The sequence below is a fragment of the Micromonospora sp. MP36 genome, assembly GCF_008119785.1.
Classification (GTDB): Bacteria; Actinomycetota; Actinomycetes; order Mycobacteriales; family Micromonosporaceae; genus Micromonospora.
The window spans coordinates 40,788-57,563 of the sequence record NZ_VSFA01000033.1 but is presented as its reverse complement, the minus strand read 5'-3'; the positions used below and the strand labels follow the sequence as shown (position 1 = coordinate 57,563).

The window sequence follows — 16,776 nt, the reverse complement described above, 5'->3', positions numbered from 1 at the left end:
TCCTCGGGTACGGGGTCAGTCGCCGGCCGGCAGGCCGGCCGCGGCGAGCGAGCGGCGTACCGCGGGCTGCACCCGGGTCAGCCGCAGCGGCACCCCGGTCCGGGCCGCCGCGTCCCGGCCGGCCATGAGCGCGGCGATGCCCCCGGCGTCGAAGCCGCCCGCGCCGACCAGGTCGACCACCACCTCCCGGGGCTGCCCGGTCACCGCCTCCAGCATCGCCTTGCGCAGCTGATCCGCACCGTCCCGGTCGACCTCCCCGCCGACCTCGACGACCACCCGGTCCCCGTTCTGCTTGACGGAGATCTTCGCCTTCGCCGGCTCGGACTCGGCCGTGCCGTTCTGCCACGGCGGCGGGGCGTCGGCGAGCATCGCCTGCCGCAACCAGGTCAGCGCCCGGGAGAGCAGCCGGGAGACGTGCATCTGGGAGATGCCGAACCGGGCCGCGATCTCCGCCTGGGTCTGGTTGCCGTAGAAGCGCATGGCGAGGATCCGCCGCTCCCGCCAGGGCAGCCGGTGCAGCAGGCCGCTGACGGTGACCCGGTCGTCGACCGACTCCAGCGCGTTGTCCGACTCGCCCACCAGGTCGCCGAACTCGGCGGAGCTCTCCCCGCCGACCGGCGCGTTGAGCGAGGCCGGACTGTAGCCGGCGGCCGACTCCAGCGCGGCGAGGATCTCCTCCTCCGGCGTCTCCAGCCGCTCGGCCAGTTCGGCCACCGTCGGCGCCCGGGACAGCTCGCTGGTCAGCGCCGCGGTCGCCTGCCCCACCTCCAGGATCAGGTCACGCAGCCGGCGCGGCACGTGCACCCCCCACGTGCGGTCCCGGAAGTGCCGTTTGATCTCCCCGACGATGGTGATCGCCGCGTACGCGGTGAAGGAGCCCCGTTCCGGGTCGTACCGGTCGACCGCGTTCACCAGGCCGAGGCGGGCCACCTGCTCCAGGTCCTCCAGCGGTTCCCCGCGGCCCCGGTACCGGCGGGCCAGCCGGCCGGCGAAGGGCAGCGCGAACCGGACGAGATCGTCGCGCGCCTCCTGCCGCCGCTCCGGCGGCAGCCCCTGGATCCGCGCCGCGTACGCCAGGGCCGCCGCGTCGAGGTCCTCCAGGCCCCGCTCGGTGGGTGGTGGTGTGGTTGTGGTGGTCTGTCCGAACATCCGCGCCTCCCTCAGGAAGGTCCCCCGCCCGGATTGGAAGACCGGTCGTGCGCGTGGTCGGGCCACGCACCGGGCCGGAAATGGGTTAGGTGACGGAACGCCAGGAGCGGCGGCAGCTCGCCGCACGGCGTGGTGGCCGTCTCGCAGCGAGCGGTGTTCCCGCTCCGTAGGTACTCAATCACGGACCGCGGGATCGTGAGGATGTTTCGCCGTGTTCGGTCAGGAGACGAGCAGCCCCTGGTGGGCGCCCGCGTCCCGGAGCGCCGCGAGGGCCTCGGCCATCCGCAGCGGCGGCGGGGTCGGCAGGTCGTACGGCTGGTTGCGCAACACCTCGGTGGCACGCCGGGTCGGCACCGAGCCGACCGGGTAGCCGCGGGCCGCCCCCCGGTCCAGCGCCCGCCGCCGGCGCCCGAAGCCGGCCACGGCGAGCCACTGCGGCAGGCCGGCCAGGGCGGGCGACCGGACCCCGGGCGGCTCGGGCAGCACGTCCACCGAGCTGAACGGCTCGCTGCCGGCGAGCCACCATTCGGCCCCCTGCACCCGGCGCCGGGTCGCGTTCTCGCACCAGTACGGCACCAGCCCGGCCCGGACCACCTGCCACGGGTCGAGCAGCCGGCCGCACTCGACCACCAGCCGGTCGCCGGTCTTGCCGGCCCGACGCAGCCAGCGCCGGTACAGGTCGGCGGTGGCGGCGCTCAGCGCGTCCGGCTGCGGGACCAGCACCCGGTGCAGCGGATGACCGTGCCGGCCGGTCCACTCCCGGGCGCTGTGCTCGAAGCCGGACTCCACGCCGTTCTCCGCGTACGCCGCCGGGCAGGAGACGTCCGGCGGCTCCCAGTGCGCGCCGTCCCCGCCGGCGGAGCGGAGCACCTGACGCAGCGCGTGCGCGTCCGGGTGGAAATCGACCGGGTCGAGGCCGCTGGCCGGGGAGCCCACCTGGAAGCTGTGCCCGACCCCCTCGTCGAGCACCGGCCAGGTGCGCGCGTCGTGCAGCAGCAGCACCGGCGCAGCGGGTTCCAGCCGGTCGGCCAGGAACCGGGCGTACGCCCCGGGCAGGGCCCGCCAGCGCACCGCGAGGGTCACCGTGGCCCCCGCCGACGCGCCCCGGCTGGCCGGGCAGTGCACCTGGCGGACGTGCACGTCCCGGTTGCCGGCGAGCAGCCGGCCGGCGAGCGCGGCGCCGTGGTCGAGGGCGGCGCGCGGCCGGTCCACCGCCCCGCGGGTCCAGTGCACGGTCATCTCGAAGGCGGCGGGCAGCCAGGGCACGCCGAGAGCCACCGCCAGGTGAGCCGCCGCGCCGTGCGGTGAGCCGAGCACCAGTCCGGGCCAGCGACCGGCCGGGTACTGGTCGACGATCCAGGCCGCCACCCGCTCCGCGTCCACCTCGGCGATCTGCTCGGGGGCCAGCGCGATGCGGCCGGCGGCACGCGCCGCGGCGGCCCGCCGCACCGGCTCGGGGGCGCCGGCGAACCGGGCGAACGGGGTGGAGTGGCCGAGGTCGGCGCAGTCGTCGCCGCGCAGCGCCCGCGCCGTCGCGGCCACCAGCACCCGCGCCGTGCTGCCCGCGGCCATGATCCGGTCCCCGCTCAGTCCGGTGCCGTCGGACCCCACGGGCACCTTCCGTACCGAGCCCACCTTGCCTCGTTCGCTCACCACGCGGCCCGGCTTCCCGTCCCGATGGGGTCTAAACGGGGCATCCCCCCACGGGCCGGACCAATCCTCGGGTGTCCGTCTCCACGGCGCTTGCCACGCACCGGGCCCAGGCGCGGCGACTCACCCGAGATCCGCACAGGAACGGGGAAGTTGCTGCCTCGCGGCGCGCGGAGGCAGCAACTTCCCCGATGTCGTGACGGCGTCCCCGTACGGTCAGGCGTTGCCTCGGCCGGGGGTGCTGGCGTCGACGTAGCGCAGTACCGCACCGACCCCGTCGGTGAGTTCGGGCGCCTCCTCCGGCGCGAGCACCGTCAGGTCGGCGTCGGTGCCGACCAGTGCGCGCAACAGCGCGGCGTCGGCGCGTACCCGCTGCGGGTCGGCCACCGACATGGCCTCCAGCTGGCGCGGATCGGTGGCGATCTCGGTCGGCTCGGGGCCGACCCAGAGCTCACCGGTGGCGGACGGGTCGTCCACGATCAGCATGGTGTCGACCTGGTTGCGTTGCAGGGCGGAGACCACCGCGTCCAGCCCGGCACCGACGTCCTCCTGGGTGCCGAACCTGTCCAGCGCGGTGGTGATCCGCTGGTCGGCGATCTCGGCGATGGTCTGCACGGTCACGTCGTCCATGAGCATGGGATCGGCGCCCCGGGCGCGGGAGCCGGCGTCGGTGCGGACCAGCACGTCCTGCCAGCGCTCCGGGAGCTGGGCGGCGATCATGCCGGTGGCCCGGACGTCGCCGGCCACCACCACCACGTCCGCCCCGACCTTGTCGGCCAGCTCGGCGGTGGCTGCGGCGGCGTCGCCGGCGTTGTGGTGCCACGCCTCCATGGCGGCGCGCTGGTAGCGGGACTGGGACCACCCGCCCGGATTGACCTGGCGTAGCTGGTAGCTCTCCCGTCCGACGATGTGCGACTTACGCGGCACCCCGCCCGCGCTGACCGCGATGGCGTCCGCGCCGATCCGGTCGGCCAGCACACGCACCCAGGCGATCTGCTCGCCCCGCTGGGCGACCAGCGGCATGGTGTGCGGCAGGGCGGACCAGCTGGCCAGGTCCCGCAGCGGCGGCGCGGAGAGGTACTCGGTGAGCACCACCCGGCCGCGGGTGGCGAAGATGGCCACGCCGTAGTCGCCGGGCATCGGGTCGTGCCGGCGGACCACCTCCTCGACCGCGTCGACGGTCACCTGGTCGGCGCCCTGCTCCAGCAGGCTCCCCTTCAGGGAGCGCCAGCGCAGGTCGACCGCGGGACGGGAGTCGTGGGTGTCCCGGGAGGCGTCCAGGTACACCGAGCACCACGGCCCGGGACGGTCGTAGAGCGGACGCAGGAAGGACAGCTGCATGCTCGACCCCTTTCCAGCTCGGCCGCACGCATACCCGCGCCACCGGGGATGTCACCTGGCAGGGCCGGCCCCGTGACCGCCATTCATTCACGTCGTTCAATCTTGAGACTCGATACCATAGGTGAACGGAACCGGACTCTCGGTGGTGACCATGGACACTGACCTCCACATCCGGCGCGTCGTCCACCCGACGGAGCGGATCGTCACCGCCCGGCTGGTCCGGCTCATGGAGGGCTACGCGCGTGAGGTCCGGGTGGGGCAGCCGGTGCTCGTCGCGGTGCTGACCGCGGCGGGTGTGGTGGGGCTGCCGGTGCGGCTGGCGCGGGCACTGCTCAGCGTCGGCGGCGGAGGCGCCCGGCGCCGCTTCAAGGAGCTGAAGAAGGGGCCGGAGTTCCTGGTCACGCCGGTCCGGCTGCGCGATGCCGCGAACCGGCTGCTGGAGGTGGAGCTGCACGGCCACCTGCCGCAGAGCGCGCTGCACCCCGGTGACCACGTGCAGCTCACCCTGCGGCCGCAGCGCGACGACGAACTGCCGCCGCGGATCGAACGGATCGTCAACCTCACCACCGGGCAGTTGCTGACCCCGCGTACCGCCACGGTCTGGTCCCACCTGGGTCCGCCGCTGCTGCTCCAGGCGGCGCTCGGCGCGCTGCTGATGCTGGGCGTCGCCGCCTGCTCGGTGGTCACCTGAGGTTCCCGCCGCCCCGCCCACGGCCAGCCTGCGGCCGGTTCCCGGGACTGCTCCCGGCCGGCGCGCGGTCAGCCCACCGGGGTGAGCGGACGTTCGACCGGTGCCGGCTCGCCGAGCAGGCCGCGCCGGCGGGCCCACCGCTCGAACAGCACGGTGGCGAACGGGGGCACCGCGCAGGCCAGGGCGACGGCGGTGTGCCACAGCGACCAGCGGCGCTGCCGGGCCACCGCGAGGACGAGCAGGCCGTACACCACGAAGAGGGCGCCGTGGATCGGGCCGAACACCTGCACCCCGAGCTCGTTGCGCGGTGGGCCGTACTTGACCGCCATGCCGGCCAGCAGGCCCGCCCAGGAGCACGCCTCGGCGATCGCCGCCGCCACGAACAGCCTGGTCGTCTTCTCGCGCATCCGCACTCCCCCCGATCGGTTCGGCCATGCTATCCAGCCGACCCGTACGGACCGGGTGGTTCGCGGTCCGACGCGACGGGGATCACCGGGGCCGTGGGTGGGTAGTAAAGGGTCCTTCAGGTCTTCCCCGCCCCGCCGTGGCGTGCGAGGTTAGGGGGACCAACGGTGACAGGGTGGTGACCATGGGCGAAGACGTCGGCGTACGCACCTTCAGCCGCGAGGACCGGGCCCGCTACCGGGAAAAGGTACGGCGCTGCCTGGACGTCTTCGCCGAGATGCTGCGGGAGTCCCGCTTCGACGTCGAGCGGCCGATGACCGGGCTGGAGATCGAGCTCAACCTGGTCGACGACGACTCGCAGCCGACGATGCGCAACGCCGACGTGCTGGCGGCGGTCGCCGATCCCAGCTTCCAGACCGAGCTGGGCCAGTTCAACGTGGAGATCAACGTGACGCCCCGCCGGCTCGGCGGCACCGGCACCGCGCAGTTCGAGGAGCACGTCCGGGCCAGCCTCAACGCGGCCGAGGAGAAGGCCCGTACGGTCGGGGCGCACATGGTGATGATCGGCATCCTGCCGACCCTGCGCCCGGAACACCTGACCGCCGCCAGCCTCTCGGCGAGCCCCCGCTACCGGCTGCTGAACGAGCAGATCTTCGCCGCCCGCGGCGAGGACCTGCGGATCTCGATCAGCGGCGTGGAACGGCTGGTGGTCACCGCGGACACCATCACCCCGGAGGCCGCCTGCACCAGCACCCAGTTCCACCTCCAGGTCAGCCCGCCCCAGTTCGCCGACTACTGGAACGCCGCCCAGGCGGTCGCCGGCGTCCAGGTCGCGCTCGGCGCCAACTCGCCGCTGTTCTTCGGCCGGGAGCTGTGGCGGGAGACCCGCGTGCCGCTGTTCCAGCAGGCCACCGACACCCGCGCCGAGGAGATCAAGGCCCAGGGGGTACGCCCCCGGGTCTGGTTCGGCGAGCGGTGGATCACCAGCGTCTTCGACCTGTTCGAGGAGAACGTGCGCTACTTCCCGGCGTTGCTGCCGGTCTGCGACCCGGAGGACCCGGCCGAGGCCCTGGCCAGCGGCGACGTCCCCGGCCTGGCCGAGCTGCGGTTGCACAACGGCACCATCTACCGGTGGAACCGCCCGGTCTACGACGTGCTCAAGGGGCGCCCGCACCTGCGGGTGGAGAACCGCGTGCTGCCCGCCGGCCCGACCGTGCTGGACACCATCGCCAACGGTGCCTTCTACTTCGGCCTGGTCCGGGCGCTCGCCGAGTCGGACCGGCCGCTGTGGTCGCAGATGTCGTTCAGCGCCGCCGAGGAGAACTTCACCACCTGCAGCCGGCACGGCATCGACGCCCAGGTGTTCTGGCCCGGGCTGGGCTACCTGCCGGTGACCGAGCTGGTGCTGCGCCGGCTGCTGCCGCTGGCGTACCACGGGTTGGACCGGTGGGGGCTCGACCCGGACGAGCGGGACCGGCTGCTCGGCATCATCGAGCAGCGCTGCCTGACCGGCCGTAACGGCGCGACCTGGCAGGTGGCGACGCTGCACCGGCTGGAGTCCGCCGACCACCTGGACCGGCCGGAGGCGCTGCGCGAGGTGGTCCGCCACTACGTGGACCTGATGCACAGCAACCGGCCGGTCCACGAGTGGCCGATCCCCTGACCGCTACGGGCCCACGCCGCAAGGGCGTCGATGCTAGCGTCGGCCGCGCGATCACGCCGCTACCTCGGGCAGCCGCCCGCGGACCAGCGGTCCCGTCGAGCCGGTGGCGATGGCGCTGCCGGCGCTGCCCGCCGCCGCGTCGCCCGATCCGCTGCGGGCGGCGCTGGAGGCAATCTGGGCGGGGCGACGCCGTACGCGAAGGACGTGCCCGTGTTCCTCGCCGAGGTCCGGCGTGCCCTCCCGGCCCTCGCCGCCCCCGGCGGCGGTCAGAGCGGGGACGGATCGTCGCGCAGCCGGCTGTAGAGGTACCCGTCGCGCCACGCGCCGGCTCGGAACTCGCAGGCCCGAACCACCCCCTCCAACTGGAAGCCGGCCTTCTCCAGCGACCGCTGCTCGGCGAGGTTCTCCGGGTGGGTGCCGGCCTGGATCCGCTGCGCCGGGCTGTGCGCGAACAGGTAGTCGCAGAGCAGCGCCTGGGCCCGCCAGCCGATGCCCCGGCCCCGCCACTCCGGCAGCAGGGCAATGGCGATCTCCCAGTACGGCGCGCGTCCGCCGTAGCTGCCGGACAGGTAGCTGACGAAGCCGGCGGCGGCCTCCTCCGGATCCACCTGCACGATCAGCCGGCCGTCCCGCTCGCCCAGGTACCCGTCCTCGGCGTAGCGGCGGGCCGGAGCGCCCGCGTCCCGGAAGCCGGACCAGTCCAACCCGATCAGCCCCGGCTCGGTGAGGAACCGGCGGAACATCGCGAGGTCGGGCTCGGCGACCGGGCGCAGCCGGACGGTGGAGCCGCCGGCCTCGTGCGCGATGCCGGCGAGCGACACCGGTGGTCCTGCTTCTGCCATGCCCGACACGCTAGCGGCGGGACGCGCCTGCGGCCGCCCCGCCGACCGGCCGGGGCCGCGACGAATTGCGGCACGTCAGGGTGTCCCGAGCCGAGGACAGGGGGACCTGCCGCATGTCACCCACGCGGGGGTCCGGGAATCAGAGGGCGACGATCGCGGCCGACTCCGGTGGCAGCTCGATGCCGTCGCGCATCACGGTGACCCCGCTCTCCGTGGCCAGGAGCACCCGGCGGACCACCCCGGGCAGGTTGATCCGCTGCGGCTTGCCGGCCAGGTTCGCCACCACCAGGCACTCGCCCCGGCGCATCAGCAGGAACTGGTCGCCGTGCCGGACCTCGACCCGGTTCAGCCGCGGGTCGGACAGGTCGGGGCGGCTCTTGCGCAGGGCGATCAGCCGCCGGTGGAAGTCGTACATCTCGCGGTGCTCGGGCTTGTCCAGCTCGGCCCAGTCCAGCCGGGACCGGACGAAGGTCTGCGGGTCCTGCGGGTCGGGCACCTCCCCCGCCGGCCAGCCGTGGGCGGCGAACTCCCGGCGGCGGCCGGCCGCCACCGCCGTGGCCAGCTCCGGCTCCGGGTGGCTGGTGAAGAACTGCCACGGGGTGCTCGCCGCCCACTCCTCGCCCATGAACAGCATCGGGGTGAACGGCGCGGTCATCAGCAGGGTGGCGCCGACGCGGAGCAGCCCGGTCGAGAGCGTCTGGGAGATCCGGTCGCCGGTGGCCCGGTTGCCGATCTGGTCGTGGTTCTGCAGGTACGCCACGAACCGGTGCCCGGGCGTGCGCTGCCGATCGACCGGACGCCCGTGGCTGCGGTTGCGGAAGCTGGACCAGGTGCCGGCGTGGAAGAACGCCCCGGTCAGCACGTCGGTCAGGCATTCCAACGAGCCGAAGTCGCCGTAGCAGCCCTGCCGTTCCCCGGTGAGCAGGGTGTGCAGGGCGTGGTGGGCGTCGTCGTTCCACTGGGCGTGCAGGCCGTAGCCGCCGGCCTCCCGCGGGATGATCAGCCTCGGGTCGTTGAGGTCGGACTCGGCGATCAGCGACAGCGGCCGACCCAGGTGGGTGGAGAGCGACTCGACCTCGACCGCCAACTCCTCCAGGAAGTGGGTGCCCCGCGAGTCGGGCATGGCGTGCACGGCGTCCAACCGCAGGCCGTCGACGTGGTAGTCACGCAGCCACATCAGCACGCTGTCGATGATGTAGCGGCGTACCCCGTCGGAGTGTGGCCCGTCCAGGTTGACGGTGCGGCCCCAGGGGTTGCTCTGCCCGGACAGGTACGGCGCGAACATCGGCGCATAGGCCCCGGAGGGCCCGAAATGGTTGTAGACGACGTCGAGGATCACCCCCAGCCCCCTGGCGTGGGCGGCGTCGACCAGCCGCTTGAGCCCGTCCGGCCCGCCGTACGGCTGGTGCGGGGCGTACCAGCAGACCCCGTCGTAGCCCCAGCTGTGCTCGCCGTCGAAGGCGTTGACCGGCAGCAGCTCGACCAGGTCGACGCCGAGGTCGACGAGGTGGTCGAGGCGGCCGATGGCCGCGTCGAAGGTGCCCTCCGGGGTGAAGGTGCCGACGTGCAGCTCGTACAGGACGCTGCCGGGCAACTGCCGGCCGGTCCACCTCTGGTCGGTCCAGTGGAACGCCGCGTGGTCGTAACGCCGGCTCGGCCCGTGCACCCCCGCCGGCTGCCAGGCCGACCGCGGGTCGGGCAGGGCCCGCTCGTCGTCGTCGAGCAGGAACGCGTAGTCGGTGCCCGGTCCGGCGCCGGGCACCTCGACCCGCCACCAGCCGCCGGGGCCGGGGCGCATGTCGTGGTCGGCCCGGCCGGGCAGGCGCAGCCGGACCCGGGCGGCTTCGGGCGCCCACACCGTGAACTCGGTCATGCGGCGGCCTCCACAGAGTCGGTGGGAGCGAGGAGGGCGACGGGATAGGTGCTCAACAGATCATGAAGGAGCAGCTCAGACCCACTGTAGACCCGACCGGTGAACATGTCCGTAACACGATGAACGGAAATCGACAGCGCCGTGTCCCGCCAGCCGGCGGTCCGGGCCTGCCGCAGGGCCGGCGGTGGCGTCGAGGTCGCAGCCGGGGCGTACCTGGACGCGGTAGGTGAACCCCACCCCCGTCGTCGTGCCGTCGGATCGAGGGGTGTCGGGCACGGGTCAGGCCGCCCTCGCCAGGACCAGCAACGAGCGGTCGGGCACGCAGAGCCTGCCGCCCGCCTCGACCAGCAGGGTCTTCTCCGGTTCCGGGTCCGCGGTGCTGATGACCAGTTCCCACCGCGACCCGAACTCGGCCCCGGGCAGCGTGAAGTCCAGCAGCGCGTCGTGCGCGTTGAACAGCAGCAGGAAGGAATCGTCCCGGTGGCGCTGGCCGTACTGGCCGCGTTCCGGGATGCCGTCGCCGTTGACGAAGAGGGCCACCGCGCGGCCGAAGTCGTTGCCCCAGTCCTCGCCGGTCATCTCCCGGCCGTCAGGGGTGTACCAGGCCAGGTCGGGCAGGGCGGAGCCAGCGGCCCGACCACCCACCGGCAGCCCGGTGAAGAACCGGCGCCGGCGGAACACCTGGTGCCGGTTGCGGAAGTCGGTGAGCCGCCGGACGAAGTCGAGCAGGTCCTCGTCGGCCCGCGCCCAGTCCACCCAGGCCAGCTCGCTGTCCTGGCAGTAGGCGTTGTTGTTGCCGTGCTGGGTGCGGCCCAGCTCGTCGCCGTGGCCGATCATGGGCACGCCCTGGGAGAGCATCAGGGTGGCCAGGAAGTTGCGCCGCTGCCGGGCCCGCAGGGCGAGCACCGCCGGGTCGTCGGTCTCCCCCTCGACGCCACAGTTCCAGGAGCGGTTGTGGCTCTCGCCGTCCCGGTTCTCCTCGCCGTTGGCCTCGTTGTGCTTGTCGTTGTACGCGACCAGGTCGTTGAGGGTGAACCCGTCGTGGCAGGTGACGAAGTTGATGCTGTGGAAGGGCCGGCGGCCGTCGTCCTGGTAGAGGTCGGCGGAGCCGGAGATCCGGGAGGCGAACTCGGCCAGGGTGGCCGGCTCGCCGCGCCAGAAGTCCCGCACCGTGTCCCGGTACTTGCCGTTCCACTCGGTCCACTGCGGCGGGAAGTTGCCCACCTGGTAGCCGCCGGGGCCGACGTCCCACGGCTCGGCGATCAGCTTCACCCGGCTCACCACCGGGTCCTGCTGCACCACCTCGAAGAAGGTGGAGAGGCGGTCGACCTCGTAGAACTCCCGGGCCAGGGTGGCGGCCAGGTCGAACCGGAAGCCGTCGACGTGCATCTCGGTCACCCAGTAGCGCAGCGAGTCCATGATCAGCTGCAACGAGTGCGGGCTGCGGACGTTGAGGCTGTTCCCGGTGCCGGTGTAGTCGACGAAGCGCCGCCGGTCGTCCTCGCTCAACCGGTAGTAGCTGGGGCAGTCGACGCCCTTGAAGCTGAGGGTGGGGCCGAGGTGGTTGCCCTCGGCGGTGTGGTTGTAGACCACGTCGAGGATGACCTCGATGCCGGCCGCGTGCAGCGCCTTGACCATGCCGCGGAACTCCTGCACCTGCTGGCCGCGGCCACCGAGCGCGGAGTAGCCGTGGTGCGGGGCGAAGAAGCCGATGGTGTTGTAGCCCCAGTAGTTGCGCAGGCCCAGGTCGGCCAGGCGGTGGTCGTGCACGAACTCGTGCACCGGCATCAACTCGACCGCGGTCACCCCGAGCCGCTTGAAGTAGTCGATCATCACCGGGGAGGCGAGCGCCGCGTACGTGCCGCGCAACTCCTCAGGGATGTCGGGGTGGCGCATGGTCAGCCCGCGCACGTGCGCCTCGTAGATCACCGAGTGGTGGTACGGGGTGCGCGGCGGCCGGTCGTTGCCCCAGTCGAAGTACGGGTTCACCACCACCGACCGGGGCATGAAGGGCGCCGAGTCGGTCTCCGACATCCGGTCCGGGTCGCCGCCCACCTCGTGGTCGTAGCCGGCCGCGTCCCAGGTGACCCCCCCGTCGATTGCCTTGGCGTACGGGTCGAGGAGCAGCTTGTGCGGGTTGCAGCGGATCCCGTTGGCCGGGTCCCACGGCCCGTGCACCCGGTAGCCGTAGCGCTGCCCCGGCCCGATCCCCGGCAGGTACGCGTGCCAGACGTACGCGTCGACCTCACGCAGTTCGACCCGGCGCTCGGCGCCGCCGTCCCCCTCGTCGAACAGGCAGAGCTCGATCTTCTCCGCCACCTCGGAGAAGATCGCGAAGTTCGTGCCCATCCCGTCGTAGGTGGCGCCGAGGGGGTAGCTCTCGCCCGGCCAGACCTGCATGTCGCTCCTTCGGCCCATGATCATGAGCGCACCGGACGGGCGGGCCGCCGATGCGCGCCTCGCTAGTGCCCGCTCGCACGTTCCGCCAACCCACCCGTTCGGACGGTAACCGAAATCCATCCACCTGATATCGACCGAACCCTCGGGTGTCGTCCGTCACGATCGCCCTTTTTGAGGTGCGACTTCGCGCGGGATGCCTTTTCCTGGTATGCGGACGTGCGCGCCTGCGCGGGTCCACTCGGCCTCTCGGCCACCCTCACCACGCTTCCACGCCGCCAGAGCCGCCGGCGCGTCCCAGCATGCATGGACGGAGATTGATGTGACCATCCTGCGGGTCGGCGAGCAGCCCGCCACCGCGACGGACCGGACCCACCTACCCACCCGCACCGCCCGCCCCACCATCCCGCCGCAGCCCGGCGTCCCGCCCCGGACCCGCCGCATCCTGATGCTGTCGTGGGAGTATCCGCCCGTGCTGGTCGGTGGCCTCGGCCGCCACGTGCACGCCCTCTCGATCGCCCTGGCCGCCGCCGGCCACGAGGTCACCGTCGTCACCCGCCACGCCGAAGGCGCACCCCTGGAGGAGTACGCCGACGGCGTACGGATCCTGCGCGCCGCCGAAGACCCCGTCACCTTCCCCCTCGCCACCAACTCCCTGCTGGCCTGGACCATGGCGTTCAACCACACCCTCACCCGCACCGCGCTGCGCGCCACCGAATCCGGCGGATACGACGTCATCCACGCCCACGACTGGCTCGTCGCACACACCGCGATGACCCTGGCCGAGCACCTCGACGTACCCCTGGTCACCACCATCCACGCCACCGAGGCCGGCCGGCACCAGGGCTGGCTGCCCGAGGAGATGAACCGCACCATCCACGGTGTCGAGCACTGGCTGGCCGCCGAATCGGGCCGGGTGATCGTCTGCTCCGGCTACATGCGCGACGAGGTGGGCACCCTGTTCGGCGTGCCGACCGGGCGGGTCGACGTGGTGCCCAACGGCGTCGAGCCGCACCGCTGGCACGTTCCGGCGGCCGCGGTCGCCGCCGCCCGGGCCCGCTTCGCCGGGGACGGCCCCCTGGTCACCTTCGCCGGCCGGCTGGTCTACGAGAAGGGGGTGCAGCACCTGCTCGCGGGGCTGCCCCGGCTGCGCGAGCGGCACCCCGGGCTCCGCGCGGTCATCGTCGGCGACGGGCCCTACCGGGCCACCCTGGCGGCCGAGGTGCAGCGGCTCGACCTGGGTGACACGGTGAGCATGCCGGGCTTCCTCGGCGGCGCCGACCTGCCCGCGGTGATGGCCGCCGCGGACTGCTTCGCGGTGCCGAGCATCTACGAGCCGTTCGGCATGGTCGCGCTGGAGGGGGCGGCGGCCGGCGCGCCCCTCGCGGTGTCGCGGACCGGCGGGCTGGCCGAGATCGTCGAACCGGGCGTGACCGGGATGACCTTCGCCCCGCAGGACCCGGACGGGCTGACCGAGGCGGTGCACGCGCTGCTCGCCGACCCGGAGCACGCCCGGGCCCTCGCCCGCCGCGCCCGCGCCATGGTCCACGAGCAGTACGGCTGGTCGGCCATCGCGTCCCGCACCGCCGCCACGTACGCGGCCGCCATCGCGGGCGACGCCGCGTTCACCGCCGAACGGGCCGAGCAGCGGATGGCCCGCGGCCGGGCGCTGCCGCCGCTGCCGGACGGCAACCTGCTGGCCGCCGCCGGGCTGCGCTGAGGCGTACCCCGTGGGCGGGCGACCGTGGGTCGCCCGCCCGACGGCGAGGATCACCGGGATGGGTCGAGGCACGTCATCATGCGGTCACGATCTTCCGTCCGGGCTGGTCACGGCCGGTGCCCATCGGACAGACTCGCGTGGACCTGTCGGGACGAGGTCCGAGGAGACGCGGTGCGGGTGCTTCTGGTCGAAGACGACCTGCGAGTCGCGTCCGCGCTGGCCGCGGCGCTGCGCCGGCGGGGTTACACGGTCATCACGGCCACCACCGCGGCGGAAGCCGCCGCGGCCGGGCCGGTCGATCTCATCCTGCTCGACCTCAACCTGCCCGACCGCGACGGCCTGGAGTTGTGCCGGCAGATCCGCCGGCGCAACGAGGACGTCGCCCTCATCGCAGTGACCGCCCGCTCCGAGGAGCGGGACCGGGTGGCGGGGCTGCGGGCGGGTGCCGACGACTACGTCGTGAAGCCGTTCTCGATGGCGGAGCTGCAGGCCCGGATCGAGGCGGTGATGCGCCGGACGGCCCGCGCCACCCGGGTGGAGACGACGCTGGAGGTGGGCGACCTGCGGGTCGACCTGAACGCCCGGCGGGTCTGGCTCTCCGACCGGGAGGTCAGCCTGACCCGCAAGGAGTTCGAGCTACTGATGGCGCTGGCCCGGCAGGCGGGCACGGTGGTGCCCCGGGACCGGCTGCTGATGGACGTCTGGCAGACCACCTGGAACTCCGGACACACCCTCGACGTCCACGTCGCGGCCCTGCGCGGCAAGCTCGACGACGCCGGCCTGGTGGAGACCGTCCGGGGAGTGGGCTACCGGCTCCGGTCAGGTTAGCTCGACCATTCCTCAGATCATCCTCAAGAATTCCCGCGCCGTCTACCGCGACCGGCGTGGTTGGCGTGTGCTGTGCCGACCGTGTCATCCCACCTGTTCTGGAGCTTCCATGAGAGACAGACGGACGACGGCGATTCTCTCCGTCCTGCTCGCCGCGAGCCTCGCGGCGATCACCGGGCCCACGCCCGCATATGCCGCCGAACCCAACCAGGTTCAAGGCCTCACCGTCGCGCAGGGCGACGGCTACGCCACCCTCGCCTGGACGCCGGTCGAGGGCGCCACCGACTACCAGATCGAGCGCACCCCGGTCGCCGCTGACGACACGGCCACCGGCCCCGCCGTGGTCACCGGCGTGTGGCGGCCGAACCGCCAGATCAACAATTCCTCGCCGACCTTCGCCGACGCGGGGTTCAACCCGGGCACCCGGTTCCAGTGGCGGGTACGCGCCCGCTTCGGGACCGAAGCGCAGCCGTACTCGGCGCCGGTGGCCGGCACCACCTCGGCGCCGTGGGGCGACCCGAACGTGCCGGGCGAAAACCTGCGGACCCAGTGGGAGACCACGCTCGCGGCGCAGTACACCAGCGACGTCAACGAGTACGCCTACACCGCGGCGATCGACGAGCTGAGCGACCGCGTCCGGGTGACCGAGATCGGCAAGACCGCCCTCGGCCGGCCGATCAACATGTTCGTCATCGGCTACCCCACGCCGCCGGCCACCCCGGAGGCGGTGGCGGCCACCTCGCCGCTGATGGTCAACTGCAACGTGCACGGCAACGAGCCCGGCGACCGTGAGGGCTGCCTGATCATGGCGCGGAAGCTGGCCTTCAGCAACGACGCCCGGACGATCGACCTGCTGTCGCACACCACCGTCCTCATCGTCCCGACCATCAACGGCGACGGCCGGGCGGCGAACACCCGGGGCAACTCCACCGGGCAGGACCTGAACCGCGACTACTCGCTGATCCGCCAGCCGGAGACGTTCGCGCTGGTCAACATGCTGCGCCAGTACCGCCCGATCGCCGGCTACGACGGGCACGAGTTCGGCAACTCCAGCGCCGGCGACCTGCCGATGCTGCCGCCGCGGCACCAGAACGTGCCCCAGTCGATCTTCGACGAGTCGCAGCACATGATCGAGGGCCACATGTACACCCAGGGCGCCAAGGACGGCTGGTGGCCGTGCCCGTACGGGTGTAACGGCGGCGGCAACGTGGGCCTGAGCGAGGAGACGATCCTGCGCAACACGCTGGGCCTCAAGAACGTCGTCAACTCCCTGCTCGAGCTGCGCAGCTCCGGCGGCACCACCCGGCCGGACGAGGGCAACACGGCGAACAACCGGCGCCGCAAGACCTACTCCGCGATGTGGACCTTCAACCAGTTCCTCGACTACCACCGGGCGAACCTGAAGGAGATCACCACGGCGCGGGCCGACGCGATCACCTTCCAGGTCTCGAACACCGGCCGGATCGTCTTCCGGGGTTCCCGCCCGATCCCGGCGCACCCGGCGCCGCACCCGGGTGAGGCCCCGCCGCCGCTCGACGCGCCGCGCGACGGCCAGATCCTCGACAACGTGCCATGCGCGTACAAGCTCACCGAGGAGCAGTACCACGGGGAGCGCACCGACGGTCCGGCCGGCCAGCGCACCACCGTGGCCCAGCGCCTCGCCGCGCACGGCCACAAGGTGGTCAAGGTCGCCGACGGGTACGTGGTCCCGCTGGCCCAGCCGGAGCGGGGGCTGATCCCGCTGCTGCTCGACGGGCAGGCGGTGGAGAAGCTGGTGGACGGCGAGCGGGTGTACCCGACCCTGACCGGCAAGCACAGCGGCCAGCTGGTGGTCTCCGGGGTGGCCTGCCTGCGGGACGCCACGGTGACCGGCCCGGTCCGGGTCCGGCCGGGCGGGACGCTGATCGCGACCGGCTCGTCGATCACCGGCCCGGTGGACGCCAGCGGCGCGGCCGGGGTCTTCCTGACCGACACCGCCGTGGCGGGTCCGGTCCGGGTCACCCAGACCGACGGCCCGGTGGTGGTCGTCGACACCAAGGTCACCGGCCCGGTCGAGGTGTCGGGCAACCGCGGCGAGGCGCCCCTGGTGGCGGCCAACACCGTGACCGGCCCGCTGAGCTGCGGCGGCAACACCCAGGCACCGGTCAACCTCGGGCTGAGCAACTCCGTGGAGGGCCCGAAGAGCGGCCAGTGCGCGAGCCTCTGACCCGTTGATCG

12 protein-coding genes are annotated in these 16,776 nt (G+C 73.0%); 5 read left to right on the top strand and 7 right to left on the bottom strand.

What is annotated here, in order from left to right; genetic code table 11:
• Window positions 1-15: 15 nt before the first annotated feature.
• The 3 genes from FXF52_RS21550 to FXF52_RS21540 all read right to left on the bottom strand — a co-directional run bounded on the left by FXF52_RS21550 (window position 16) and on the right by FXF52_RS21540 (window position 4,140).
• Window positions 16-1,149, bottom strand: a complete 1,134-nt coding sequence (locus FXF52_RS21550; RefSeq protein WP_148799349.1) for a SigB/SigF/SigG family RNA polymerase sigma factor — start codon at window positions 1,147-1,149, stop codon at window positions 16-18.
• Window positions 1,150-1,368: 219 nt separating this feature from the next.
• Complete coding sequence (locus tag FXF52_RS21545) at window positions 1,369-2,721, bottom strand: hypothetical protein (RefSeq protein WP_187413618.1); 1,353 nt, start codon at window positions 2,719-2,721, stop codon at window positions 1,369-1,371.
• Between the two features lie 294 nt (window positions 2,722-3,015).
• A complete protein-coding gene (locus FXF52_RS21540; RefSeq protein WP_148799345.1) occupies window positions 3,016-4,140 on the bottom strand; it encodes a Vms1/Ankzf1 family peptidyl-tRNA hydrolase in 1,125 nt (374 codons plus the stop codon).
• A gap of 142 nt (window positions 4,141-4,282) precedes the next feature.
• Between FXF52_RS21540 and FXF52_RS21535 the strand changes: the two genes are divergently transcribed.
• Complete coding sequence (locus FXF52_RS21535; protein ID WP_187413617.1) at window positions 4,283-4,831, top strand: hypothetical protein; 549 nt, start codon at window positions 4,283-4,285, stop codon at window positions 4,829-4,831.
• Window positions 4,832-4,899: 68 nt separating this feature from the next.
• On the opposite strand, the gene FXF52_RS21530 is transcribed toward FXF52_RS21535, so the two are convergent.
• The gene (locus FXF52_RS21530) at window positions 4,900-5,238 is read right to left on the bottom strand and encodes a DUF3817 domain-containing protein (protein ID WP_148799341.1); all 339 of its coding nucleotides are present in this window, start codon (window positions 5,236-5,238) and stop codon (window positions 4,900-4,902) included.
• Window positions 5,239-5,420: 182 nt separating this feature from the next.
• Here FXF52_RS21530 and FXF52_RS21525 point away from each other — a divergent pair, with 182 nt between their 5' ends.
• The gene (locus FXF52_RS21525; protein WP_148799339.1) at window positions 5,421-6,899 is read left to right on the top strand and encodes a glutamate--cysteine ligase; all 1,479 of its coding nucleotides are present in this window, start codon (window positions 5,421-5,423) and stop codon (window positions 6,897-6,899) included.
• A 266-nt stretch (window positions 6,900-7,165) separates the two neighbouring features.
• On the opposite strand, the gene FXF52_RS21520 is transcribed toward FXF52_RS21525, so the two are convergent.
• From FXF52_RS21520 to glgX, 3 genes are all read right to left on the bottom strand, one after another.
• Window positions 7,166-7,741 (bottom strand): GNAT family N-acetyltransferase, encoded by a 576-nt coding sequence (locus tag FXF52_RS21520; RefSeq protein WP_148799337.1) that lies wholly within the window; start codon window positions 7,739-7,741, stop codon window positions 7,166-7,168.
• Between the two features lie 139 nt (window positions 7,742-7,880).
• On the bottom strand, window positions 7,881-9,614 hold the full coding sequence (treZ, locus tag FXF52_RS21515; protein ID WP_148799335.1) for a malto-oligosyltrehalose trehalohydrolase: 1,734 nt from the start codon (window positions 9,612-9,614) through the stop codon (window positions 7,881-7,883).
• A 279-nt stretch (window positions 9,615-9,893) separates the two neighbouring features.
• Window positions 9,894-12,014: a glycogen debranching protein GlgX gene (gene glgX / locus FXF52_RS21505; protein WP_148799333.1), complete on the bottom strand. Its 2,121-nt coding sequence runs from the start codon at window positions 12,012-12,014 to the stop codon at window positions 9,894-9,896.
• A gap of 319 nt (window positions 12,015-12,333) precedes the next feature.
• On the opposite strand from glgX, the gene FXF52_RS21500 reads away from it, so the two are divergent.
• The 3 genes from FXF52_RS21500 to FXF52_RS21490 all read left to right on the top strand — a co-directional run bounded on the left by FXF52_RS21500 (window position 12,334) and on the right by FXF52_RS21490 (window position 16,765).
• The gene (locus tag FXF52_RS21500; RefSeq protein WP_148799331.1) at window positions 12,334-13,731 is read left to right on the top strand and encodes a glycosyltransferase family 4 protein; all 1,398 of its coding nucleotides are present in this window, start codon (window positions 12,334-12,336) and stop codon (window positions 13,729-13,731) included.
• 171 nt (window positions 13,732-13,902) lie between these two features.
• A complete protein-coding gene (locus tag FXF52_RS21495) occupies window positions 13,903-14,559 on the top strand; it encodes a response regulator transcription factor (RefSeq protein WP_148799329.1) in 657 nt (218 codons plus the stop codon).
• Window positions 14,560-14,668: 109 nt separating this feature from the next.
• Complete coding sequence (locus FXF52_RS21490) at window positions 14,669-16,765, top strand: M14 family zinc carboxypeptidase (RefSeq protein WP_148799327.1); 2,097 nt, start codon at window positions 14,669-14,671, stop codon at window positions 16,763-16,765.
• Window positions 16,766-16,776 lie beyond the last annotated feature (11 nt).